This is a genomic window from Streptomyces xantholiticus (genome assembly GCF_014651015.1).
GTDB lineage: Bacteria > Actinomycetota > Actinomycetes > Streptomycetales > Streptomycetaceae > Streptomyces > Streptomyces xantholiticus.
Map to the genome: position 1 here is coordinate 43,784 of NZ_BMWB01000021.1, position 23,802 is coordinate 67,585.

The 23,802-nt window shown below is 70.2% G+C and carries 24 protein-coding genes; 10 read left to right on the forward strand and 14 right to left on the reverse strand.

What is annotated here, in order from left to right:
- Window position 1: 1 nt before the first annotated feature.
- On the reverse strand, window positions 2–265 hold the full coding sequence (locus tag IE198_RS26030; protein WP_189890732.1) for a hypothetical protein: 264 nt from the start codon (window positions 263–265) through the stop codon (window positions 2–4).
- Window positions 266–318: 53 nt separating this feature from the next.
- Here IE198_RS26030 and IE198_RS26035 point away from each other — a divergent pair, with 53 nt between their 5' ends.
- The gene (locus tag IE198_RS26035) at window positions 319–1,428 is read left to right on the forward strand and encodes a DUF5937 family protein (RefSeq protein ID WP_189890907.1); all 1,110 of its coding nucleotides are present in this window, start codon (window positions 319–321) and stop codon (window positions 1,426–1,428) included.
- Between the two features lie 64 nt (window positions 1,429–1,492).
- Here the strand turns inward: IE198_RS26035 and IE198_RS26040 are convergent, their stop codons facing one another.
- Together IE198_RS26040 and IE198_RS26045 are read right to left on the reverse strand one after the other, a co-directional pair.
- Window positions 1,493–2,167, reverse strand: a complete 675-nt coding sequence (locus IE198_RS26040; protein WP_100108413.1) for a response regulator — start codon at window positions 2,165–2,167, stop codon at window positions 1,493–1,495.
- A 31-nt stretch (window positions 2,168–2,198) separates the two neighbouring features.
- Complete coding sequence (locus tag IE198_RS26045; RefSeq protein WP_189890742.1) at window positions 2,199–3,398, reverse strand: sensor histidine kinase; 1,200 nt, start codon at window positions 3,396–3,398, stop codon at window positions 2,199–2,201.
- A gap of 95 nt (window positions 3,399–3,493) precedes the next feature.
- On the opposite strand from IE198_RS26045, the gene IE198_RS26050 reads away from it, so the two are divergent.
- A complete protein-coding gene (locus IE198_RS26050) occupies window positions 3,494–4,447 on the forward strand; it encodes an SAM-dependent methyltransferase (RefSeq protein ID WP_229834334.1) in 954 nt (317 codons plus the stop codon).
- A 23-nt stretch (window positions 4,448–4,470) separates the two neighbouring features.
- Window positions 4,471–5,613, forward strand: a complete 1,143-nt coding sequence (locus tag IE198_RS26055) for an NADH-quinone oxidoreductase subunit D (protein ID WP_189890745.1) — start codon at window positions 4,471–4,473, stop codon at window positions 5,611–5,613.
- 23 nt (window positions 5,614–5,636) lie between these two features.
- Here IE198_RS26055 and IE198_RS26060 read toward each other — a convergent pair whose 3' ends face one another.
- The 4 genes from IE198_RS26060 to IE198_RS26075 form a co-directional block, all read right to left on the reverse strand.
- On the reverse strand, window positions 5,637–6,716 hold the full coding sequence (locus IE198_RS26060) for a hypothetical protein (protein ID WP_189890747.1): 1,080 nt from the start codon (window positions 6,714–6,716) through the stop codon (window positions 5,637–5,639).
- A gap of 83 nt (window positions 6,717–6,799) precedes the next feature.
- A complete protein-coding gene (locus tag IE198_RS26065) occupies window positions 6,800–7,777 on the reverse strand; it encodes an ABC transporter substrate-binding protein (RefSeq protein WP_189890750.1) in 978 nt (325 codons plus the stop codon).
- 53 nt (window positions 7,778–7,830) lie between these two features.
- Window positions 7,831–8,511 carry an ABC transporter permease gene (locus tag IE198_RS26070; protein WP_189890752.1) on the reverse strand — a complete coding sequence of 227 codons (681 nt, stop codon included), beginning with the start codon at window positions 8,509–8,511 and terminating at the stop codon, window positions 7,831–7,833.
- Entirely contained in the window at window positions 8,511–9,224 is a 714-nt protein-coding gene (locus IE198_RS26075) for an ABC transporter permease (RefSeq protein ID WP_189890754.1), read from the reverse strand. The genes IE198_RS26070 and IE198_RS26075 overlap by 1 nt, the downstream gene beginning before the upstream one ends.
- A 155-nt stretch (window positions 9,225–9,379) precedes the next feature.
- On the opposite strand from IE198_RS26075, the gene IE198_RS26080 reads away from it, so the two are divergent.
- Complete coding sequence (locus IE198_RS26080) at window positions 9,380–10,552, forward strand: ABC transporter ATP-binding protein (RefSeq protein WP_189890757.1); 1,173 nt, start codon at window positions 9,380–9,382, stop codon at window positions 10,550–10,552.
- Here the strand turns inward: IE198_RS26080 and IE198_RS26085 are convergent.
- Window positions 10,539–11,651, reverse strand: coding sequence for an alpha/beta hydrolase (locus IE198_RS26085; RefSeq protein WP_189890759.1), 1,113 nt, complete (start codon window positions 11,649–11,651; stop codon window positions 10,539–10,541). The genes IE198_RS26080 and IE198_RS26085 overlap by 14 nt on opposite strands.
- Window positions 11,652–11,806: 155 nt before the next feature.
- Between IE198_RS26085 and IE198_RS26090 the strand changes: the two genes are divergently transcribed.
- The 6 genes from IE198_RS26090 to IE198_RS26115 all read left to right on the forward strand — a co-directional run bounded on the left by IE198_RS26090 (window position 11,807) and on the right by IE198_RS26115 (window position 16,737).
- Window positions 11,807–13,645, forward strand: coding sequence for a phosphatidylglycerol lysyltransferase domain-containing protein (locus IE198_RS26090; RefSeq protein WP_189890761.1), 1,839 nt, complete (start codon window positions 11,807–11,809; stop codon window positions 13,643–13,645).
- A gap of 77 nt (window positions 13,646–13,722) precedes the next feature.
- Window positions 13,723–14,583, forward strand: coding sequence for a dihydropteroate synthase (gene folP / locus IE198_RS26095; RefSeq protein WP_189890764.1), 861 nt, complete (start codon window positions 13,723–13,725; stop codon window positions 14,581–14,583).
- Window positions 14,580–15,026: a nuclear transport factor 2 family protein gene (locus IE198_RS26100; protein ID WP_189890766.1), complete on the forward strand. Its 447-nt coding sequence runs from the start codon at window positions 14,580–14,582 to the stop codon at window positions 15,024–15,026. Before folP ends, IE198_RS26100 begins: the two co-directional genes overlap by 4 nt.
- Before the next feature lie 191 nt (window positions 15,027–15,217).
- Window positions 15,218–15,577 carry a dihydroneopterin aldolase gene (folB, locus tag IE198_RS26105; protein ID WP_189890768.1) on the forward strand — a complete coding sequence of 120 codons (360 nt, stop codon included), beginning with the start codon at window positions 15,218–15,220 and terminating at the stop codon, window positions 15,575–15,577.
- Window positions 15,574–16,173, forward strand: coding sequence for a 2-amino-4-hydroxy-6-hydroxymethyldihydropteridine diphosphokinase (gene folK, locus IE198_RS26110; RefSeq protein ID WP_189890771.1), 600 nt, complete (start codon window positions 15,574–15,576; stop codon window positions 16,171–16,173). Before folB ends, folK begins: the two co-directional genes overlap by 4 nt.
- Before the next feature lie 75 nt (window positions 16,174–16,248).
- Window positions 16,249–16,737, forward strand: coding sequence for a DUF3180 domain-containing protein (locus IE198_RS26115; RefSeq protein ID WP_189890909.1), 489 nt, complete (start codon window positions 16,249–16,251; stop codon window positions 16,735–16,737).
- 31 nt (window positions 16,738–16,768) lie between these two features.
- Here IE198_RS26115 and IE198_RS26120 read toward each other — a convergent pair whose 3' ends face one another.
- The 6 genes from IE198_RS26120 to IE198_RS26145 all read right to left on the reverse strand — a co-directional run bounded on the left by IE198_RS26120 (window position 16,769) and on the right by IE198_RS26145 (window position 23,787).
- Entirely contained in the window at window positions 16,769–17,764 is a 996-nt protein-coding gene (locus IE198_RS26120; protein ID WP_189890773.1) for an aldo/keto reductase, read from the reverse strand.
- Between the two features lie 77 nt (window positions 17,765–17,841).
- Complete coding sequence (gene folE / locus IE198_RS26125; RefSeq protein WP_189890775.1) at window positions 17,842–18,447, reverse strand: GTP cyclohydrolase I FolE; 606 nt, start codon at window positions 18,445–18,447, stop codon at window positions 17,842–17,844.
- A gap of 115 nt (window positions 18,448–18,562) precedes the next feature.
- Entirely contained in the window at window positions 18,563–20,605 is a 2,043-nt protein-coding gene (ftsH, locus tag IE198_RS26130; protein ID WP_189890777.1) for an ATP-dependent zinc metalloprotease FtsH, read from the reverse strand.
- A gap of 162 nt (window positions 20,606–20,767) precedes the next feature.
- Window positions 20,768–21,307 (reverse strand): hypoxanthine phosphoribosyltransferase, encoded by a 540-nt coding sequence (gene hpt / locus IE198_RS26135; protein ID WP_189890779.1) that lies wholly within the window; start codon window positions 21,305–21,307, stop codon window positions 20,768–20,770.
- Between the two features lie 38 nt (window positions 21,308–21,345).
- On the reverse strand, window positions 21,346–22,389 hold the full coding sequence (gene tilS, locus IE198_RS26140) for a tRNA lysidine(34) synthetase TilS (RefSeq protein WP_189890781.1): 1,044 nt from the start codon (window positions 22,387–22,389) through the stop codon (window positions 21,346–21,348).
- Between the two features lie 243 nt (window positions 22,390–22,632).
- Window positions 22,633–23,787, reverse strand: coding sequence for an Rv3626c family coenzyme F420 biosynthesis-associated protein (locus tag IE198_RS26145; RefSeq protein WP_189890783.1), 1,155 nt, complete (start codon window positions 23,785–23,787; stop codon window positions 22,633–22,635).
- Window positions 23,788–23,802: the final 15 nt, after the last annotated feature.

Below are 23,802 nucleotides of genomic sequence, written 5' to 3' on the forward strand. Positions count from 1 at the left end.
GTCAGCAGGGCGTCCGGCGGTCACCGGCCGCGGCGCCGGCCCTGGTGCCCTTCGTGACACGGACCGTGCGGCCCGCGAGCATCGCCCGGAAGGGGCGGTAGATCCATGCCTCGCGGATCGTCCGTAGATCCAGGTCGCCGGGGCGCGGCGGAGGGGTGTCGCCTCTCCGGGCGGCCCGGTACATGTCGATCATGTGCTGCTGCATCGCGTTCATGATCTCCACGCTGCCCCGGCGGGCTGCCGGCGTCGCCTCGATTGACGACACACGTCAAACGTCGTCGGGCCGGTCCGCGCAGCCCCCACCATGGTGGGGTGAGCGTGACCATCGACATCGCGGGGCTGCCCCCCGAGCGCATCGTCTTCGACATATCCCCACTCGCCGAGTTGGGTGTGGCCCTCCATGCGCTGCACGAGTCCGGGCACCATCCCGGGCTGCACGGCTGGGCCACGGCCACGGCCGCCGGGCTCAAGCCGGACCTGGCCGACCGGCTGCACGAGGCCGACTTCCTGTGGCGGTCGACGTTCTCGGACATCTTCATGCCGTTCGCCGGACTTCCGGCGAACCCGGGACGCATCACAGCGAGCCTGAAGGAGGAGCTCGATCTCCTCGACCGGCTCGACGACGAGCGGTTCGTGTCCTCCGCGCTGGAGTTCACCTGCGCGACGTACTCGACCGGTGCCCCCTCCCCGCTCGTCGACCCCGTACGGCGCGAGCACGCGCTCGATCTTGCGGCCAACCGCGGGCCGCGCCAACTCGACTTCACACGGCGGCTGCTGACCGACCCGGCATCCGTACGCGCCTGGCTGCGGCGGCTCTTCGAGGACTGCGAGGAAGCCTTCTTCGCGGACACCTGGCGACGCGTGTCGACGCAACTCGCCGCCGACGCTCGCCACAAGAGCGAACTGCTGCGCCGCAAGGGCCTGGCGGAGGCACTGCGCGCTGTGTCGCCTGCGCTGACGCTCGACGAGGGCGGCACCAGGATCAGCGCCGACAAGCTGGCGGACGGGCGGACCACCACCACCGATCCCGTGGTCGGTGCGGGGCTCACCCTGCTGCCGTCGAGCTTCGGCTGGCCGCATCTGATGGTGCTGCACGCGCCGGGCTGGCAGCCGGTGATCCAGTACCCGATCGGCGCGCCGGAACTGCCGGGTACCGCCTCCGTCGAGCTGCTGAAGTTGCGGATGGACGCCCTCGCACACCCGATGCGGATGCGGATGTGCCGCAACCTCGGCCGGGCCACGTACACGACGAGCGAGCTCGCGGACGCCCTCGGCATCACCGCACCGGAGGTCTCCCGCCACCTGGCCGTACTGAAGAAGGCGCAGCTGATCTCGACCCGCAGGCGCGGCCGTTACGTGCTCCACCAGCTCGACGTGAGCGCCGTCGCACGGCTCGGGAGCGACTTCCTGGAGACGGTGCTGCGCTGACCGGGCCCGTCCTGGAGACGGTGCCGCGCCGACCCGGCCCGTCCTCGCGCCACAGGTCGGCGTCTCAGCCCGCGCCGCCGCCCGCCCGGACCAGGCCGGTCTCGTAGGCGAGCACCACCACCTGGACGCGGTCGCGCAGACCGAGCTTGGTGAGGATGCGGCCGACGTGCGTCTTGACCGTCGCCTCGGAAAGGACCAGCCGGGCCGCGATCTCGCCGTTCGACAGACCCTGGGCGACGAGCAGCATCACCTCGCGCTCCCGCTCTGTGAGCTTCTCCAGCTCCTTCTGGCGGGGTTCGGGGCCGGAGCTCGGCAGCAGGGGCGAGAAGCGGTCCAGCAGCCGCCGGGTGGTCGACGGCGCCACGACCGCGTCACCGCTGTGCACGGAGCGGATGGCGCCGAGCAGCTCGCCGGGCGGCACGTCCTTGAGCATGAAGCCGCTGGCACCGGCCTTCAGTCCGGAGAAGGCGTACTCGTCGAGGTCGAACGTGGTCAGGATCAGCACCTTGGGTGCGCCCGGCTCCGCGCAGATGCGCCGGGTCGCCTCCACGCCGTCGAGCCTCGGCATGCGTACGTCCATGAGCACCACGTCCACAGCCGTGGACCGCAGGATCTCGATCGCCTCCGCGCCGTCCCCGGCCTCCGCGACGACCTCCATGTCGGGCTGGGCGGCGAGCACCATGCGAAAGCCGGTGCGCAGCAGCACCTGGTCGTCGACGAGCATCACGCGGATGGACATGTGGGGTTCCGTCCCTTGGTCTGTAGTGGCTCTAGTGGGCGGGCTTGAGGGGCAGCAGTGCGCTGATCCGGAAGCCTCCGCCCGGCCGCGGCCCGGCGTCCAGCGTGCCGCCGACCATACCGACGCGCTCGCGCATCCCGATGAGGCCGTGGCCGCGCCCGTCCGCGCCACCGTCCTCGTAGAGCTCGTGCGAGGAGCCCCGGCCGTCGTCCTCGACGAGCAGCCCGAGCCCGTCGTCGAAGTAGACGAGGCGGACGCTGGCGCCGGCTTCGGGGCCGCCGTGCTTACGGGTGTTGGTGAGTGCTTCCTGCACGATCCGGTAGGCGGTGAGCTCGACACCGCTCGGGAGCGGCCGCGGCGTTCCTTCGACCTTGAAGTCCACCGTCAGGCCCGCGCCGCGGACATGCTCGACCAGGTCCTCGATCTGCTGCACATCGGGCTGCGGCACGTACTCGCCGCTCTCCGGTCCGTCGCCGGTGCGCAGTACGCCGAGCAGCCGGCGCATCTCCGCGAGCGCCTGCCGGCCGGTGCTCGAGATGGTCTCCAAGGCTTGCTTGGCCTGGTCGGGAGCGGCGTCCAACACATAGGCGGCGCCGTCGGCCTGCACGACCATGACGGACACGTTGTGGGCGACGACGTCGTGAAGTTCGCGGGCGATCCTGGCGCGCTCGGCCGCCACCGCAACCTTGGCCTGCGCCTCGCGTTCCTTCTCGAGGCGGGTGGCGCGCTCCTCCAACTGGTCGAAGTAGGCGCGCCGGGTGCGTATCGAGTCACCGAGCACCCAGGCCAGCACGAACGGCAGGCTCATGATCACGGTGATGAACACCCTGCTGAGGGTCCCCTCGGCCTCCGCCGGCCAGCGGATCTGCGCAAGCGACGCCGCGGTGAGGCCGCCGATCAGAGCCAGCCGGGACGCCCACCGCGGACCGCCGGTAGCCGCGACGGTGTAGATGATGACCATCATCGCGAAGTCCGCCGGGTTGACATGGACATCGAACACCAGCTGGCCGATGCCCGCGGCGGCGGCCAGGAGCAGCATCTGCTCGGGCATCCGGCGGCGCAGCGCCACCACCAGGCACAGGGCCAGCACGACGACCACGGCCGCGAGCGTCGCCCCGGCCCCTTCCGGCTCCTCGACCACCCACAACGAGGCGAACCCGAGGAGCATGACGGCCCAGAAGGCGTCGACGCCCGTCGGGTGTCTGCGGATGAAGTCGTAGAGGCGCTGCACGTAACCCAGAGTAGGGAAAACAGATAGGCACAGGGGTCAACCGGAGGGGCGATCCGGTGGGCGGAGGCATACTCCGCAAGGTGGAGACTGGGCCCGTGACACATGAGACCGGCGGGTGGCGGGGCTGGCGGGCAGCGGCGGAGACCGCGCTGTACGGGCCGCGGGGGTTCTATCGGCGGCCGGAGGGACCGGCCGGGCATTTCCGCACCTCGGTCCACGCCTCGCCGCTGTTCGCCGCCGCCGTCGCCCGGCTGCTGACCCAAACCGCGGAGTCGCTGGGGCTCGAGGAGCCGGCGCTGATCGATGTCGGGGCGGGCAGGGGCGAGTTGCTGACCGGTGTGCTCGCCGCCCTGCCGCCCGGTTTCCCGGTTCGTGCCTACGGCGTCGAGCGGGCGGACCGGCCCGCGGGCCTCGACCGGCGCATCGAGTGGACCGCCGAGATCCCTCCGGGGCTCGCCGGACTTCTGTTCGCGAACGAATGGCTCGACAACGTGCCCGTCGACGTCGCCGAGGTCGACGGGGACGGACAGGTCCGCCGGGTGCTGGTCCGCGACGACGGCGAGGAGCGGCTCGGCGAGAACGTCACGGGGGCGGACGCCGAGTGGCTCACCCGCTGGTGGCCACTGACCGAACCGGGCACGCGCTCGGAGATCGGCCGGCCCCGGGACGAGGCGTGGCGGGCGGCTGTCGGCGCCCTGACCGCGGGTCTCGCCGTCGCCGTCGACTACGCGCACACGGCCGGGGCCCGCCCGCCGTACGGCACGCTGACGGGCTTCCGCGACGGCCGCGAGGTGCGTCCGGTGCCGGACGGGAGCTGCGACATCACGGCCCATGTGGCGCTCGACGCGTGCGCCGGACCGGGCGCCGAGCTGGTCGGCCAGCGGGAGGCGCTGCGGAGGCTGGGCGTGAGCGGGGAGCGGCCACCGCTCGCCCTCGCGTCGTCGGACCCGGCGGGCTACGTCCGTGCCCTCGCCCGGGCCGGTGAGGCGGCGGAGCTGACCGCCCGGGGCGGCCTCGGGAACTTCACCTGGCTCATGCAGCGGGTGTGACGGGCTCTGAGAGACTGGTGCACATGACGGAGACGACGGTCGGCATCGGCGGCGCGGCGGAGAGCACCGACATGGTGCTCAACATCGGACCCCAGCACCCCTCCACGCACGGAGTGCTCCGTCTCCGTCTGGTGCTGGACGGCGAACGCATCCAGCACGCGGAGCCGGTCGTCGGGTACATGCACCGCGGAGCGGAGAAGCTTTTCGAGGCCCGCGACTACCGGCAGATCGTGGTCCTGGCGAACCGGCACGACTGGCTCTCCGCCTTCTCGAACGAGCTCGGTGTCGTCATGGCCGTGGAGCGGATGCTCGGCATGGAGGTACCGGAGCGTGCGGTGTGGTCCCGGACGCTTCTCGCCGAGCTGAACCGGGTCCTCAACCATCTGATGTTCCTCGGCTCCTACCCGCTGGAGCTGGGCGGGATCACGCCCGTCTTCCACGCGTTCCGGGAGCGCGAGGAGCTGCAGACCGTGATGGAGGAGATCTCGGGCGGGCGGATGCACTACATGTTCAACCGGGTCGGCGGCCTCAAGGAGGACCTCCCCGCCGGCTGGCTCGGCCGGGCCCGCCACGCGATCGCCGACGTCCGCTCGCGGATGGACGTGTACGACCACCTCGTCCTCGGCAACGAGATCTTCCGCGGCCGGACCCGAAACGTGGGCGTGCTCTCCGCGGAGGCCGTGCACGCCTACGGCGTCAGCGGCCCCATCGCCCGCGCCTCGGGTGTCGACTTCGACCTGCGCCGGGACGAGCCGTACCTCGCCTACGGAGAACTTCAGGACACCCTCGAGGTGGTGACCCGGCAGGAGGGCGACTGCCTCGCCCGCTTCGAGGTGCTGCTCGAGCAGACGCACAACGCCCTGGACCTGGCGGACGCGTGTCTCGACCGGATCGCGGGGCTGCCGCCCGGTCCGATCAACCAGCGGCTGCCGAAGGTCCTCAAGGCGCCGGAGGGCCACACCTACGCCTGGACCGAGAACCCGCTCGGCATCAACGGCTACTACCTGGTCTCCAAGGGCGAGAAGACGCCGTACCGCCTCAAGCTCCGCTCGGCGTCGTACAACAACATCCAGGCGCTGACCGTGCTGCTGCCGGGAACGCTGGTCGCCGACATGGTCGCGATCCTCGGATCGCTGTTCTTCGTCGTCGGAGACATCGACAAGTAGGCGACATCCGCGGCGGCCGGGACCTACGACACGGCGTTGCGGAGCTCGGCCACGTCCAGCTGTTCCGTCTCGTCGTGCGCGGTCAGGTCGATGACCTTGCCGACCACGCGAGGGCCGCTCACGCGCTGCGCGGCGAGGGCCTCCTCGCCCACGACGTCGGCGAGGTCCTCGTTCTGAACGGCCTCGATGGCCTTCTGGGTGCCGGGCGCCTCGATCGCCCTCACGGGCCCGGTCCCTTCCACGGCCTTCGCACCGCCTGCGGTGCCGGCCGTCGAGGGAGCGCCGTCGGCTGCGGCGCCGTTGCCGGTGCCCGTGCCGAAGAAGTCGAAGCCGCCTTCGGGTCGCTTCACGCGGGAGCGCTGGGCGCCGTAAGGGACGATCGCGGCCGCGGCCGGGACGGGGCGAGGGGCGAGGGCGGACGACGGGCGCACTCGCTGCTCGGCCCCACCGCCCGCCGCGTGCTTCCCCTGCGGCTCGTCCGCCTCCTTGGCGCGCTCCGCGAGATCCCGGCGACGGGCTTCCTCCACGGTACGTCTGGCGTCCTGGGCGGCGGCGTTGCGTGACAGGTCCTCCAGCGCCTTGGCCGCGCGCAGATACATCGACGGAGTCGGCGTGGACCCGGCGGGCAGCAGCGCCTTCGCCGGTGCGGCCGCCTCGATCGCGAGCTGCCTGCGGCCCTCCAGGGCGCTGGCCCGCTCCGTCTCCGCGGTCGCGTACCGCCGCAGCAGCGCCGCGTGTTCGTTGCGGAGCGCGGCGAGCTCGACCCGCTTGGCGCGCAGTCTCGCGTCGAGCTTGAGGCGCAGCTCGCGGGACTCCTCGACGTCCGCCTCGAGCTCGGCTATGCGCTCCTCCGCCTTCCACTGGTCGCTGGCGCGACCGCGGGTCAGCTCGGCGACCTTGCGGCCGGCGCCGCGGTCCCAACTGCGCATGAGCACGGCGCCGGTCACGGCTGCGGCCGCCGCGGCCGCGACCAGCACGCGCAGCACGACGGCATTGCCGACGAACCACGCGCCGGAGGCGCACACGACCGACGCTCCGGCCACTGCCGTGGGAGGCAGCAGCTTGTGCAGGGGCGGGGAGTGGCGGTGGCGTCCTCGTGGCATGGCCCGAAATTTACCGTGCGTAGACCCGGAATGGGGTGTCGGCCCGGCAAATCTCTTGCCGAGAACGCCGGGCCGACCGCAGGTCACTTCCGAAGAAGCCCCTCCGACTCCAGATAGGCCTTCGCGACGTCCTCCGGCTTGGCGCGTTCCCCGTCCACCTTGCGGTTCATCTCGGCGAGATCCTCTGTGGTCAGCGTCTTGGTGAGCTTTGCGAGAACATCGGCGATCTCCTGGCTGCCGGCGTCCTTCGCATGGACGACGGGAAGGACGTTGTCCGCGTTCTGCAACCTCTTGTCGTCCTGCAGTACCACCAGGTCGTAGCTCGCGAGCGTGCCGTCGGTGGTGGAGGTGAGCACCATCTGGTTCTCACCGTCCTTGACGGACTGCTTGGCCTGCGGCGTGCCGACGCCCTTGGGGTCGATGCCGGCCACGTCGATGCCGTAGCTCTTCTTGAGTCCGGGTGCGCAGAAGGGCCGCACCTCACACTCGTCACCGGCCGCGATCTTCACCTCCAGCTTCGAACCGCCGAGATCGGAAAGCGTCCTGAGCTTGTTCTTGTCGGCGAATTCCTTCGACACGGCGAAGGCGTTCTGGTCGACCGCCTCTCCGGCGGGCAGCACCTTCAGTCCGAGCGGCTCCGCAAGAGCGGTGAGCGCCTTCACGGTGGAGGCGACTTCGCCGGATGCGACGGGCTTCTCCTCGGGCGCCTTCGGCCCGTTCACCTTCGCGTTGAGGAATTCGGCGAGGGTCGCCGCGTATTCGGGTACGACGTCGATCTCGCCCTTCTCCAGGGACGGTTCGTACAGCTCGCGGTTCTTCACCGTGGTGATCGACGTCTTGTACCCGGCGTCGCCCAGCAGCTGCGCATAGAGCTCGGCGAGCACCTTGGACTCGGTGAACGCCGCAGCTCCGACGACGAGCGTGCCCTTCTTGCCGGAGCCGCCTGCGGACGCGGCACTGTCCGCCTCCTGTTCGAGGGATTCACCGCCGCACGCGGCCAGGGAACCCGTCAGGCCCACCACAGCGAGTACAGCACCCGCGATGCGCGAGGTCTTGGTCATCAGAATCTCCGTCCACAGCGACATCAAGCAGCACAAAAGGGGTGAATGCACCGTCAGCCGGACGACGGCGCGGACTTGCGCAGGGGGCTCAGCAACCGGTCGGCGGCCACCAGCACCCCCTCCACCAGTAGGGCCAGCAGCGCCGCGAGCAGTGCGCCCGCGACCACCTGCGATGTGTTGTAGGTGTTGAAACCGGCGGTGATGATGCGGCCGAGGCCGCCCTGGCCGACCATCGAGGCGATCGTCGCCGTGGCCACCACCTGGACGGCGGCGGACCTCAGTCCGGTCATCAGCAGCGGATGGGCGAGCGGCAGCTCGACCCGCAGGAAGACCTGGGCACCCGACATGCCCATGCCCCGTGCGGCCTCCACCACGTCCCGGTCCACCTCACGCATGCCCACGTACGCGTTGGTCAGCAGCGGAGGCACCGCGAACAGCACCAGGGCGATGATCGTCGGTGCATACCCGGCACTGCGCAGCGGTGTGAGCATGAACAGGGCGAGGACCGCGAAGACGGGAACGGCCCGGCCGGCGTTGGAGATGTTGACCGCGAGAGCGCCGCCCTTGCCGATGTGCCCGAGCCACAGCGCGACCGGCAGCGCGATCGCACAGGCCAGGACGAGCGCGGCGCCACTGACGTACAGATGCTCCACGAGCCGGTGCCAGGCCCCGGACTCCCCCGACCAGTTGGCGCCTGTGGTGAGCCAGGTCCACGCACCGGTGACCGCGTCCATCAGGTCTTCGCCTCCGCCGCGCGTATCCGGGTCCAGGGGGTGAGCAACCGCTGGGCGCCGAGGAGAAGCAGATCGACGGCGGCCGCCAGCAGCACGCACAGCACGGACGCGGTCAGCACCTGTGCCTTGAACGTGGTCTGCACGCCGTCGTCGATGAGATTGCCGAGACCGCCCTTCCCGACGAGCGCACCCACGGTCGTCAGTGCGACCGTCGACACCGTCGCGATCCGTATGCCCGCCATCAACGCCGGGAGGGCCAGCGGCAGTTCCACCTCCCACAGCATCCTCGCGGGGCCGTAGCCCATGCCGCGGGCCGCCTCACGCGCCTCCGCCGGGACCGCTTCGAGCCCGGCCAGGATGTTCCGCACGAGGATGGTGAGGGAGTAGAGCACGAGTCCGGTCACCACCAGAGCGGCGGACAGCCCGAAGAACGGCAGCAGCAGCGAGAACATGGCCAGCGAGGGAATCGTGTAGAGCAGGGTGGTCAGCCCCAGCACGGGTCCGGCGAACCGCGGCCTGGCACGGGCCAGCAGGGCAAGCGGGAAGGCGACCGCCAGCCCGATCAGCACCGACGCGACGGTGATCCACACATGCTGGAGGGTCGCTTCGCTCAACTCCTCGCTGCGGCTGCGCAGATATTCACCACAGATCCACTCGTTCGCCGCCAGACAGCTCTGCGCCGCACGCTCCGCACGTTCCCACCCCGCACTCATCGACTCCCATCTCCCCCGTAATGCCGTACGTATGTCCGTGACCGGCCGGTGTCCATGACCGTCCGGCGACCCTATCCCTGACCACTGACAGTCCCCCAGGGCCGCCACATTGCAGCAACATGGCTTTCACACAGCACCCGTCACAATGGGGAGTCATGATCCGATTCGAGCACGTCACCAAGCGGTACCCGGACGGCACCACGGCCGTGGACGACCTCTCCTTCGAGGTCGCGGAGGGTGAACTGGTCACGCTCGTCGGACCGTCAGGCTGCGGCAAGACCACCACCATGAAAATGGTCAACCGGCTCATCGAACCCACCAGCGGCCGGATCTTCGTCGCCGGCCGGGACATCGCGGAGAGCGATCCGGTCGAACTGCGCCGCCGTATCGGCTATGTGATCCAGCAGGTCGGTCTCTTCCCGCACAAGACGGTCCTGGAGAACACGGCGACCGTCCCCCACCTCCTCGGCGTCAAACGTGCCAAGGCCCGCGCCCGGGCCGCCGAACTCCTCGAACTGGTCGGCCTCGACCCCTCGGTGTACGGCGACCGCTACCCCGAGCAGCTCTCCGGCGGCCAGCGCCAGCGCGTCGGCGTGGCCCGGGCGCTGGCGGCGGACCCGCCGGTGCTGCTGATGGACGAACCGTTCGGCGCGGTCGACCCGGTCGTGCGCGAACATCTGCAGAACGAGTTCCTGAGGCTCCAGTCCCAGGTCCGCAAGACGGTCCTGTTCGTCACCCACGACATGGAGGAGGCCGTGCGCCTCGGTGACCGTATCGCCGTCTACGGGCAGGGCAGGATCGAGCAGTTCGACGCCCCCGCCGCCGTCCTGGGCACCCCGGCGACCTCGTACGTGGCCGACTTCGTCGGTGCCGACCGAGGGCTCAAGCGGCTCTCCGTCACCCCCATAGAACCGGCGGACCTGGAGCAGCCGCCGGTCGTCCACCTCGACGACCCGCTCCCCCGCGACCTCGGCGCCCGTTGGGCAGTCGTCCTGGACGGTGAGGAGAACCTGCACGGCTGGATCTCCGCCGACCGGGCACGGGAACGCGGCTCGGTGCGCGACCACGCCCGCCGAATGGAGGCCTGGTTGCCGGTCGGCGCCTCACTCAAGCAGGCGTTCTCCACGATGCTCCAGCACGACGCGGGCTGGATCGCGGTCATCGACAGGGAGGAGACGGGCCGGTTCCTCGGCGTGCTGACCCCGGCCCTTCTGCACGAAGCGCTGCGCCGCTCCATCGACGCCGACGCGCAGGACATCGCCCGTGCCGAGGTCGACCTGGAGTCCATCGCGACGGTCCCGCCCACGGTCGACGTCAAGAAGGGCTGAGCCGGCCGCCGAGCCATTCCAGGGCGGGCGGGATCTCACGCCGCCAGGTGTTGAAGTTGTGCCCGCCGCTGTCGAGCACGATCGACGAGACCCGCGCCGGCGCCTTCACCTTGCCGACGAAGGCCTGCGTACCCTTGAGGTTCCCCTCGCCCTGCCGTGAGGTGGTGACGAGGAACGACGACCTGCCCTGCGGCAGATGGTCCAGGCTCCACAGCAGGTCGGCCCGCTTGCGCTCCCGGTCGTCGCCGTGGAAGAGGTCTCCGGTCGTCGGGTCCTCTGCCGCCTTGTAGTACGCGGACAGCCCGACCCCCGCGGAGAAGCGGTCCGGGTGGTGCAGTGCGATCTTCAGGGCGCAGTAGCCGCCCGTCGAGTTGCCGATGATGCCCCAGTTGCGCGGCTTCGAACCCACCCGGTACGTCTCGTACACGGCCTTCGGCAGATCCTCGGCGAAGAACGTCTCCGTCCTCGGACCGCCGGGGACGTCCACACACTCGGTGTCCCTCGGCGGCGCGACCGTCGGCCGCAGCATCACCAGGATCATCGGCTGCGTGCGCCCGTCCCGTGCCTGTTCGAAGGCGGTGCTCGGGTATTTCAGCCCCTTGAGCAGATTCTCCGCCGTTCCCGGATACCCGGTCAGCACAACGGCCGCCGGAAAGGTCCGGTCCCGGTGTTCCGCACGGAAGTACTCCGGCGGCAGATAGACGTACGCGGGGCTGTCGATCCCCGAACGCTCCCCGGACACCACCACCTTGTGGATCTGCCCGCTCGTCGCCGGCCGTGCGCCTCCGGGCACACCCTCCGGCTTCCGCTTCTCCACAACCCTCAGGTGGGTGCCCTCCGCGTGGTCCACGACCACACCCATGTCCTGCTGCTGTCCGAAAAGGTCGGCCCAGGAGCCGTAGAAGAGGAAGGAGTTGTTGGCCGCGAGGCCGACGGCGGCGAAGAGGGACAGCTGGGTGGCGAGGAGCAGACCGACCCGGCCCGCCACCGCGCGCGCCCCGCGGCGCGCCAGCCGCGGCCACAGCCGGACGGTGGCAACGAACAGCAGCACGGCCGCCACCACGGCCAAGGCCAGGACTTTGTTGCTGGTCAGACCCATGAGCCGGGTGTGCCTTCCGTGTCGACGAATTTCCCGATGTCGGATGAACCCGCCTCCCCGAAGTCCCGTCCTAGAGGGCGCGAATCGTCCGGGCCGACCGATCCGATGCCCTGGACACGGGATCTCATCCGCAATCACGGAAATCACGGGAAGCGATGTCTGCAACGGTAGATGGGGACAAATCACGATCGGTTCCGAATCGGGTGGGCCGCATACTGCGCGGACCACGGCCCGAGGCGGTCCCGGCCCTCGTCGGCACGGCGTGCACGTTCGTCGGCCTGATCGACATCGCGGCCGGGATCTTCCCCCGCTTCCGGCACAGCCGGATGCACACGATCGCCGAGGTGCTTCCCGGCGCCACCGGACCGTTCGCCGCCGCCCTCTCCCTGAGCGCGGGCATGCTGCTGCTCCTGCTCGCCCACGGGATCAAGCGCCACAAGCGCCGGGCCTGGCGGGCCGCCGTCGTCCTGCTGCCGGCCGGGGCCGTCGCGCAGTTCGTCTACCGCCACTCCCTCGTCGGCGTACTTCTCTCCCTCGCACTGCTGGCACTGCTGATGCGCCACCGCGGCGAGTTCTCCGCACTCCCCGACCCGCGCAGCCGCTGGCGCGCCCTCACCAACTTCGTCCTGATGGGCGCCGGTTCCCTCGGTCTCGGCCTCGTCGTCGTCAGCGTCCACCCCGGCCGGATCGTCGGCAGCCCAGGGCTCACCGACCGCCTGGAGCACGTCCTCTACGGGCTCTTCGGATTCGAGGGCCCCATCAGATACTCCGACGGCGTCTCCTGGACCGTCGGCTACTGCCTCGGCGCCCTCGGCCTGCTGACCGCCGTCACCACCGTCTACCTCGCCTTCCGCCCCGAACACCCCACCGCCCGTCTCACCCAGGACGACGAACGCCGGCTGCGCGACCTGCTCGCCGTCCACGGCGGCCGCGACTCACTCGGCCACTTCGCCCTCCGCCGCGACAAGGGCGTCGTCTTCTCCCCCAGCGGCAAGGCCGCCGTCTGCTACCGCGTCGTCTCCGGCGTGATGCTCGCGAGCGGCGACCCCATCGGCGACGTCGAGGCCTGGCCCGGCGCCATCGAACGCTTCATGGACGAGGCGAAAGCACACTCCTGGACGCCCGCGGTGATGGGCTGCTCGGAGACCGGCGGCGAGGTCTGGACCCGCGAGACCGGGCTGGACTGCCTGGAACTCGGCGACGAGGCGGTGGTTGACGTCGCGGATTTCTCCCTGAGCGGGCGTGCGATGCGGAACGTCCGCCAGATGGTGAAGCGCATCGAACGGGGCGGCTACCGCACCCGCGTACGCCGCGCCCGTGACCTCGACGACGACGAGATCCGGCAGATCCGCCGCGCCGCCGCCGACTGGCGGGGCACCGACACCGAGCGGGGCTTCTCCATGGCACTCGGCCGCATCGGCGACCCCGCCGACGGCGACGCCGTGATCGCCACCGCGCACAAGGACGAGGGGACCGCCTCGCCCTCGTACGGTGACCTGAAGGCCGTCATCCACTTCGTCCCGTGGGGCACGGACGGCATGTCGCTCGAGCTGATGCGCCGCGACCGGTCAGCCGACCCCGGTATGAACGAACTGCTGATCGTCGCCGCCCTCCAGGCCGCGCCAGCCCTCGGCGTCGAGCGGGTCTCCCTCAACTTCGCGATGTTCCGCTCGGCGCTCGCCCGGGGCGAGAAGATCGGTGCGGGCCCGGTGCTGCGGATGTGGCGCGGACTGCTCGTCTTCCTCTCCCGCTGGTTCCAGATCGAGTCGCTGTACAAGTTCAACGCCAAGTTCCGGCCCCGCTGGGAGCCCCGTTTCGTGGTGTTCCCCAACACCCGCGACCTGCCCCGCATCGGCTTCGCCGCGATGCAGGCCGAGGGCTTCGTCAACCTCTCGCTGCCCCGGCTCTTCGTCCGCCGCCGGCCCGCCCCCGCTCCCCACCCCTGCGCCCACCTGACCCGTCAGGCCGAAACCCACGAACCCCGCGCCGCGTAGACACCGCGGCCGCCGGACAGGCCACACTCGCGCCGCGGTGGCGTGGGCCCGGTCCGTACGGGCCTAGGCTTACGTTCATGAGTACGTTGCGCGGACGGGGAACGGCCCACGGCCTGCCGGAGTGGGATCGCTGTGCGGTCATGGGAGTCGTCAATGTGACGCCGGACTCCTTCTCCGACGGCGGCCGCTGGTTCGACACCACGGCCGCGATCAAACGCGGCCTCGACCTGGTCGCCCAGGGCGCCGACCTCATCGACGTCGGCGGCGAGTCCACCCGGCCCGGCGCCAGCCGGGTCGACGAGGACGAGGAGCTCCGCCGGGTCGTCCCGGTCGTGCGGGGCCTCGCGTCCGAGGGCGTCACCGTCTCCGTCGACACCATGCGCTCCGGCGTCGCCGAGCAGGCCGTCGCGGCGGGGGCCGCACTCGTCAACGACGTCAGCGGCGGCCTCGCCGACCCCCGAATGGTCCCGGTCGTCGCGGCGACGGGCGCCCCCTTCGTGGTGATGCACTGGCGGGGCTTCAGCAAGGACATGAACAGCCGCGCCGTCTACGGCGACGTGGTGGCGGAGGTCGTCGAAGAACTGCGCGCCCGCATGGAGGCCGTCGTCGAGGGCGGGATCGCGCCCGAGCGCATCGTCATCGACCCCGGCCTCGGCTTCGCCAAGCAGGCCGAGCACGACCTCGCCCTCGTCGCGCACCTCGCCGAGCTGCGGGCCCTCGGCCGCCCCGTACTGGTTGCCGCCTCCCGGAAGCGCTTCCTCGGCCGCGTACTGGCCAAGGACGAAGGCGCTCCCCCGCCGGCCCGCGAACGGGACGCGGCCACCGCCGCGGTCTCGGCCATCTCCGCCCACGAGGGCGCCTGGGCGGTCCGGGTGCACGAGGTACGTGCCACGGCCGACGCCGTGCGGGTCGCCCGGGCCGTCGAGGGCGCCCGGTGAGCCTGACCGACACGGAGCTCGTCGAACAGGCCAACACCGCCTTCTACGAGACGATGGAGCGCGGTGACTTCGACGAGCTGTCCGAGCTGTGGCTCGACGACGACATCTCGTGCATCCACCCCGGCTGGCCGGTCCTGACGGGCCGCGGCGAGGTCCTGCGCTCGTACGCGCTGATCATGGCGAACACCGAGTACATCCAGTTCTTCCTCACCGACGTGAAGGTGAGCGTGGCCGGCGACACGGCACTGGTGACCTGTACGGAGAACATCCTCAGCAGTGGGCCCGCAGAGGACGGCGGCGCGCTGGGGCCGCTCGTCGGACAGCTCGTCGTCGCCACCAATGTGTTCCGTCGCACATCCGACGGCTGGAAGATCTGGTCGCACCACGGATCGCCCGTTCTGACGGAAACAGACGGCGAAGAGGACGAGAACAGCCCCCCGTAAGTGGGTAAGGGCCGAAGAGAGGGGTTCGCATCCGCCTCTCCGTGGGTATACGCGGCTACCAGCCTCATGTGAGCCGTCCCCGGCCCCGTGGGCAAGTCATGTCGGTGCTCGCAGGTAGATTCGAATGCGGGCACCACGCCATCCGCATGTGGCCGCGTGCCCGAGGACCTACTGAAGCAGGAGTGATTCGCGTGGATCGTGTCGCGCTGCGCGGCCTCAAGGCCCGTGGGCACCACGGCGTCTTTCCCAAGGAGCGGGAAGACGGCCAGACCTTCATCGTCGACCTGGTGCTCGGTCTGGACACCCGCCCCGCGGCCGCCGACGACGACCTGGCGAAGACCGTCCACTACGGCGTGGTGGCGGAGGAGGTCGTCGCCGTCGTCGAGGGCGACCCGGTCGATCTGATCGAGACGCTGGCGGAACGGATCGCCCAGGTGTGCCTCAAACACGACGCCGTCAAGGAGGTCGACGTGGTGGTGCACAAGCCGGACGCCCCGATCACGGTGCCCTTCGACGATGTCACCATCACGATCACCCGGAGCCGAGTATGAATCAGGCAGCAAGCGACCCGACCGTGCAGCCGGTGCCGTCCTCCGTCACGGAGCAGGTCGATGCGGCCGATGTCACTCTGTCCAACCCCAAGGACGCCGTGATCTCCCTCGGCTCCAACCTGGGCAACCGCCTGGAGACCCTGCAGGGCGCCATCGACGCTCTCGAGGACACCCCCGGGCTCCGGGTGAAAGCAGTCTCCCCCGTGTACGAGACGGAGCCGTGGGGAGTCGCCCCCGGCAGCCAGCCGTCGTACTTCAACGCGGTGGTCGTGATCAGGACCACGCTGCCGCCGTCCTCCCTCCTCGAACGCGGACAGGCCATCGAGGAGGCCTTCGACCGCGTCCGCCAAGAGCGCTGGGGCCCGCGCACCATCGACGTCGACATCGTGGCGTACGCAGACGTGGTGTCGGACGACCCGGATCTCACGCTGCCACATCCCCGCGCCCACCAGCGCGCCTTCGTACTCGCCCCGTGGCACGACGTGGAGCCGGAGGCGCAGCTGCCGGGCCGCGGCGCGGTGGCCGAACTGCTGGCCGGTGTCGGCGTCGGCGGCGTCCAGCCGCGTGTCGACCTGGAACTGCGCCTGCCCGAGTAGTCGTTAGGCTCGTAAGGACGGTCGCGCGTGGCGGTCGTGACAGGCGAGAGTGACAGGCGAAGGGCGGCTTACTCGGTGAAGCAACTACGGCTCGGTGTACTGGCCGGTCTCTTCGCCGCGGCAGGCGTACTGTCCTGGGGCGGCGCCCGTCTGTGGGACTCACTCGGGACGCTGCCGAGCGTGCCGCTGGCCGCCCCGATCGTGCTGGCGGCCATCGCGGCCGTGCTCGCCGCGACCGCGCTCTCGATCCGCGCCCGACTGCGTGCCCAGCGGGAACGCCGCCCTGGCGCCAAGGGCGTCGAGCCGTTGATGGCCGCCCGCGCCGTGGTCTTCGGCCAGGCGAGCGCCCTGGTGGCGGCCCTGGTGAGCGGTATGTACGGCGGCGCGGGCGTGTTCCTGCTGGGCTCCCTCGACGTCCCCGCCCGCCGCGACCAGGCGATCTACGCCGGGTTCGCGGTGGTGGCCGGCATCGCGGTCATCGCGGCGGCGATGTTCCTCGAGCGGGTCTGCAAGCTCCCGGAGGACGGCGACGACGAGAACGGCGGCACGGCCCGGGCGGCCTGAGCCTCCCGGGCCGTGCGCCCGCCGCTCTCCGTCAGAGCAGCGTGCCGCCCTCGACCTCCGTGGCGAGAAGGATCGCCGCCAGCCGGTCCTGCACGTCCTGTGACAGCTTCACCGTCCCCGCCGCCAGGTTCTCCCGGATGTGCGCCGGTGTCCGGCTGCCCGGGATCGGCACCGCGTGCTCGTCCTGGTGCAACAGCCAGGCCAGGGCCAGCTGGGCAGGCGTGATCGACAGCTCCGCCGCAATGCCCCGGACCGGCGCGAACCGGTCGTTGTTGGCCTTCAGGTTCGCGGCGGCGAAGCGCGGTGCGTTCTGCCGGAAGTCGCCCGCCTTGACCTCGCTCACCGCACCGCTGAGGAACCCGCTGCCCAGTGGCGACCAGGGCACGATGCCCACGCCCAACTCCCGTGCGGCAGCAAGCAGGTCGGGCTCGACCGGCCGCCACATCGACCACTCGGTCTGTACGGCGGCCACCGGGTGCACCGCGTGCGCGGCGCGCAGTTGCCCGGCGGTCACGTTGGACAGCCCGAGATGCAGGACGAGTCCCTCCCGGATCAGCTCCGCGACCGCGCCGACGGTGTCCTCCAGCGGCACCTGCGGATCCGGAAAGTGCGGGTAGTACAGGTCGATACGGTCGGTGCCGAGGCCACGGAGGCTGGCTTCCGCGTAGCCGCGCACATGTTTGGGGTCGGCGTTGACGGCCAGCTCACCGAAGGCGAAGCCGACCGGGAAGGCGTGCGGTTCGACGCCCTCGGGGAGCCGGAAGCCGAACTTCGTGGCGATGGCCACTTCGTCGCGCCGTCCCCGCAGGGCCCTGCCGATGAGCTGTTCGTTGTGGCCGTCGGCTCCGTAGCCGTCGGAAGTGTCGATGAACGTCGCGCCGGCGTCGACAGCGGCGAGCAGCGCCCGCTCGCCACGCTCGTCGTCGATCTCGCCGTACACCCCGGGGGACAGAACCATTGCGCCGAAGCCCAGCGCGGACACCTCGAGCCCGCCGAGTCGGCGGGCGGGCAGCAGTTGTTCGGTCATACGACCGATCCTTGCATCAACACCCTGGAATCAACCGGAAGTTGATGCAGAATGCGCTCTCTGCCCAGCAGCTGGGATCAGTGCGCCATGATGAGGCTCATCGCCTCGTTGCGCGTCGCCGGGTCCCGCAGCTGACCGCGGACCGCCGAGGTGATCGTCTTGGCGCCGGGCTTGCGGATGCCTCGCATCGACATGCACATGTGCTCGCACTCGACGACCACGATGACGCCGCGTGGCTCCAGGATCTCCATCAGGGAGTCCGCTATCTGCGTGGTCATCCGCTCCTGGACCTGCGGCCGGCGGGCGTAGACGTCCACCAGTCGGGCCAGCTTCGACAGACCCGTGATCTTGCCGGTGGTCGAGGGGATGTAGCCGACGTGCGCCACGCCCCTGAAGGGGACCAGATGATGTTCACAAGTGCTGTAGACCTCGATGTCCTTGACCAGCACCATCTCGTCGTGGCCGAGGTCGAACGTCGTCGTCAGGACATCCTCGGGCTGCTGCCACAGCCCGGCGAAGATCTCCTTGTACGCACGCGCCACCCGCGCCGGCGTCTCGCGCAGCCCTTCGCGGTCCGGGTCCTCGCCGACCGCGATGAGCAGCTCGCGGACGGCATTCTCCGCTCGCTTCTCGTCGAACTCGGCGATAGAACCTTCGCCGTCCAGCGTCACCGGGTCGGTCATCTGTGCCTCGTTCCTCTGCTTCGATGTGGCGTGAAAACGCCGCACCTCCCAGGCTAGAACCTGGGAGGTGCGGCGTTCATTCCGGGGCGGTGGCCGGCTGTGGCATATCGCCTGGTCAGGCTTCCGGACGCTCCTCGGGGACCGGCTCGGCGGGGGCCTTGGTGACATCGGTCACCGTGGTCGCCGTCGAGGCAGTCGACGCCGCACCGTTCGCGGCGCCGTTGGTCAGGGCCAGCTCCTTGGGCGAAAGCACCGGCGGACGCGTGGAGGGCGTACGCCGTGAGGAGCCGGTCCACGCCGGGCGGGCCGGGCGCTTCACGATCGGCGCGAAGATCTCGGCGATCTCCTCCTTGCCGAGGGTCTCCTTCTCGAGTAGCTGGAGGACCAGGTTGTCGAGGACGTCGCGGTTCTCGACCAGGATCTCCCAGGCCTCGTTGTGCGCGGTCTCGATGAGCTTCTTGACCTCTTCGTCGACCAGCGCCGCGACCTCTTCCGAGTAGTCGCGCGGGTGGGACATCTCGCGGCCCAGGAACGGCTCGGTGTTGTCACCGCCGAACTTGATCGCGCCCAGCCGCTCGGTCATGCCGTACTGCGTGACCATCGCACGGGCCGTGGCGGTGGCCTTCTCGATGTCGTTCGCCGCGCCCGTGGTCGGGTCGTGGAAGACGAGTTCCTCGGCCGCACGCCCGCCCAGCATGTACGCAAGCTGGTCGAGCATCTCGTTGCGCGTGGTCGAGTACTTGTCCTCCTCCGGGAGCACCATCGTGTATCCGAGGGCCCGGCCGCGGGACAGGATGGTGATCTTGTGGACCGGGTCGGAGTTGGGCGAGGCCGCCGCGACCAGGGCGTGACCGCCCTCGTGGTACGCGGTGATCTTCTTCTCCTTGTCGGACATGATCCGGGTACGCTTCTGCGGGCCGGCCACGACGCGGTCGATCGCCTCGTCCAGGGAGTGGTTGTCGATCAGCTTGCGGTCGCTGCGCGCGGTGAGCAGCGCGGCCTCGTTCAGCACGTTCGACAGGTCGGCGCCGGTGAAGCCGGGGGTGCGCCTGGCGACGGCGCCCAGGTCGACGTCCGGGGCGACCGGCTTGCCCTTCTGGTGGACCTTGAGGATCTCCAGACGGCCCTGCATGTCCGGGCGGTCGACGGCGATCTGCCGGTCGAAGCGGCCGGGTCGCAGCAGTGCGGGGTCGAGGATGTCGGGCCGGTTGGTGGCGGCGATCAGGATGACGCCGCCCTTGACGTCGAAGCCGTCCATCTCGACGAGCAGCTGGTTGAGGGTCTGCTCGCGCTCGTCGTGGCCGCCGCCGAGGCCGGCGCCACGGTGCCGGCCGACGGCGTCGATCTCGTCGACGAAGACGATCGCCGGGGCGTTCGCCTTGGCCTGCTCGAAGAGGTCGCGGACCCGGGAGGCACCGACACCGACGAACATCTCGACGAAGTCGGAACCGGAGATCGAGTAGAACGGGACGCCCGCCTCGCCGGCGACGGCGCGCGCGAGCAGCGTCTTGCCCGTACCGGGCGGACCGTAGAGCAGCACGCCCTTCGGGATCTTGGCGCCGACGGCCTGGAACTTGGCCGGCTCCTGCAGGAACTCCTTGATCTCGTGGAGCTCCTCGACGGCCTCGTCGGACCCGGCCACGTCGGCGAAGGTCGTCTTGGGGGTGTCCTTGGTGATCAGCTTGGCCTTGGACTTCCCGAAGTTCATGACGCGGGAGCCGCCGCCCTGCATCTGGTTCATCAGGAAGAGGAAGACCACGACGATCAGCACGAAGGGCAGCAAGGAGAGCAGGACCGAGACGAACGGGCTCTGCTTGGACGGCGAGACCGTGTACCCGTCCTCGATCTCTCCGGCCTGGTACTTCTCCTGCAGTGTGTCGGCCAGGTCGGAACCCTGGGTGCCGATGTAGCTGGCCTGCACCTTGCTGCTGTTGTCGACCTTCTGGCCATCCTTGAGCTCGATCTTGATGATGTGCTCGTCACCAGTGGTCAGTTTTGCCTGTTTGACCTGGTCCTTGTCGATCGCCTGGACGACCTCGCCGGTGTCCACCGTCTTGTAGCCGCCGGACGAGCCGACAACCTGCATCAGCACGACCACGGCGAGGACGGCCAGCACGATCCACATGACCGGCCCACGGAAGTATCGCTTCACGTCCATCCATACGGGGCGGTGTCGCCCCGTCCCTCCTGCCCGTAGGTAAATGCTGCTGTGAGAAAAGACAACTGTTCTTCGGACGGTACCTCAGCATGGCCACCGGCGACCGCCTTCCCTTGCTCCAACGGCGGAAAGGCGGGCTTGGTTCCCCGGCGTGCCTGTGCTTCAGCCTCCGTAGACGTGGGGTGACAGTGTGCCCACGAACGGGAGGTTCCGGTACTTCTCCGCATAGTCGAGGCCGTAACCGACGACGAACTCGTTCGGGATGTCGAAGCCGATCCATTTCACGTCGATCGCGACCTTGGCCGCATCGGGCTTCCGCAGGAGTGTGCAGACCTCGAGGGAGGCAGGCTCACGGGATCCCAGGTTGGACAGCAGCCAGGACAGGGTCAGTCCCGAGTCGATGATGTCCTCGACGATCAGAACGTGCTTGCCCTTGATGTCGGTGTCCAGGTCCTTGAGGATGCGCACCACGCCGGAGGACTGCGTGCCCGCGCCGTACGAGGACACGGCCATCCAGTCCATCGTGACGGGGGAGGACAGCGCGCGCGCCAGGTCCGCCATCACCATCACCGCGCCCTTGAGGACTCCGACGATGAGCAGGTCCTTGCCCGCGTACTCTGCGTCGATCTTCGCGGCGAGCTCGGTGAGCTTCGCGTCGATCTCTTCCTTGGTGATGAGCACCGACTGAAGGTCGGTGCCCATGTCCTTCTCGTTCACCCGCGTCGCTTTCTCTCGGCGGTTCAGCCTTGCCGAATGACCAGTCTGCCACCCTGCCGTCGCGCCTGGACCCGGCCGGGCAGGTTGATGGCCCGCTGACCGCGCCATCCGGTGATGAGCCGGTCGACCTCCTCGACGTGCCGGGCGAAGAGCGACCCGGCGGGCGCACCGGCCTCGATCACGGCGCGGCGCAGCACCCGGCGCCGTACGGCGGGGGGCAGGACGTAGAGCTTGGCGCAGTCCAGCATGCCGCTCTCGTCCCGTACGGAGGCGTCCGCGTCGGCGGCCCAGCTGTCGAGGGCGTCGGCGTCGTCGCGGGAGAGCCGGGCGGTGCGGGCGAGGGCTTCGACGACGCCTTTGCCGAGCGCCTTCTCGAGGGCGGGGAGCCCTTCGTGGCGCAGACGGGAGCGGGTGTAGGCAGGGTCGGCGTTGTGCGGGTCGTCCCAGACGGGCAGCGACTGGACCATGCAGGCCTTGCGGGCGGTCTGCCGGTCGATCTGGAGGAAGGGGCGGCGGTAGCGGCCTGCGGTTCCGGAGACGGCGGCCATCCCGGACAGCGACCGGATGCCGGAGCCGCGGGCGAGTCCGAGGAGGACGGTCTCCGCCTGGTCGTCGCGGGTGTGGCCGAGCAGCACGGCGGCGGCGCCGTGACGCTCCGCGGCCTCGTCGAGGGCGGCGTAGCGAGCGTCGCGGGCCGCGGCCTCGGGGCCGCCTTCGCGGCCGACCTGGACGGCGACGGCCTCCACGGGGTCGAGCCCCAGTGCGGTGAGGCGTGCGGCGACCTCGGCGGCGCGCTGCGCGGAGCCGTGCTGGAGCCCGTGGTCGACGGTGATGCCGCCGGCGCGGACGGAGAGTTTGCGGGCCTCGAAGGCGAGGGCGGAGGCGAGCGCCATGGAGTCGGCGCCGCCGGAGCACGCCACGAGGACGAGCGGCGGTTCGCCGGCCGATGCCGGGCCCGGGGCGGAGTGCGCGAAGCGGGCGGCGTGTTCCGTCTGGTCGGTGAGTACGTCGTGGAGTACGCGGCGGACCGCCAGGCGTATCGCCGCGACCGCAGGATGGGGACCCATGTCCGGTGCCCTTCGTGAACGGTTCGGGAGGGGAGGGTGTCTCGGTCGAGTCAGGACGATCAGGAACGGCCGGAGGACGAAGATCGCCACTCCGAGAGCAGTCACTCAGAGTGCGTCGATGGTGACAGAACCGAGCCAATACCCGAGCATTGCACGCCTATCCACAGCCCACGGTCCCTCGGAAGGGTGATTGGAAGGGCGTTCTTCTGCCCGTCGCCCGCCTGCTTTTCGCGACTCTCCTCTCTACGGTGCGCCCTCCCCCTTCCGGTGCACCCTCGCGACCCAGTCCGCCGGTTTGGCGATCTCCGCCTTGGTGGGGAGTGTGTTCGGCGAGGTCCAGACCCGGTTGAAGCCCTCCATGCCCACCTCCTCGACCACGGCCCTCACGAACCGCTCGCCGTCCCGGTACTGGCGCAGTTTGGCGTCGAGACCGAGCAGCTTGCGCAGGGCCAGGTCCAGTCGGCTCGCCCCGCGTGCCCTGCGCTGCTGGAACTTCTCCCGGATCTCCGCGACCGTCGGCACGACCGCGGGGCCGACGCCGTCCATCACGAAGTCGGCGTGCCCTTCCAGCAGGGACATCACCGCGGTCAGCCGGGCGAGGATCTCGCGCTGGGCCGGGGTCTGCACGATCTCCACGATGGAGTGGGCGCCCTCGTCCTGTTCGCCCTCCGGGCGGGCCCCGACGAGCGACTGGGCGGCCTCGCGGAACCGTTCGAGGACGGTCATGGGATCCATCTCGGTCTCGCCGAGGAATGACTGGATCTCGCCCTCGAGGTGGTCGCGCAGCCACGGCACACCCGTGAACTGGGTGCGATGGGTCTCCTCGTGGAGGCTGACCCAGAGGCGGAAGTCGTGCGGCTCGACTTCCAGTTCGCGTTCGACGTGGACGATGTTGGGCGCGACCAGCAGCAGCCGTCCGCCGCCCTTGCCGTCACCCACCGCCGGGTCGCCGGCGGGCATTTCGCGGGTGGCCGGGGCGAAGGTCTCGTACTGGCCGAGGACCCGGGACGCCAGGAAGGACAGCAGCATTCCCAGTTCGACGCCGGTCACCTTGCCGCCGACGGCGCCGAGAACCGCGCCGCCGGGGCTGCCGGAGCGGCGCTCCTGCATCTTGTCCAGCAGCGGCCGCAGCAGTTCGCGGAAGCCGGCGACGTTCGCCTTGATCCAGCCGGCCCGGTCCACGACGAGGACCGGGGTGTCCCGTGGCACCGTGCCTTCCGGGATCATCCGGGTGAACTCCCGGACATGCTCCTCGGAGGCCTTGGCATGCCGGCGCAGCTCTGCGACGACCGCGCGGGCCTCGTCGCGGCTCACGTCGGGACCGGGCCGTACGAAGCGGGTCGCGGTCGCCACGGCGAGGTTCCAGTCGACCATCTCGGCACCACCGATGCTCGTCATGCGTCAACCGTACGT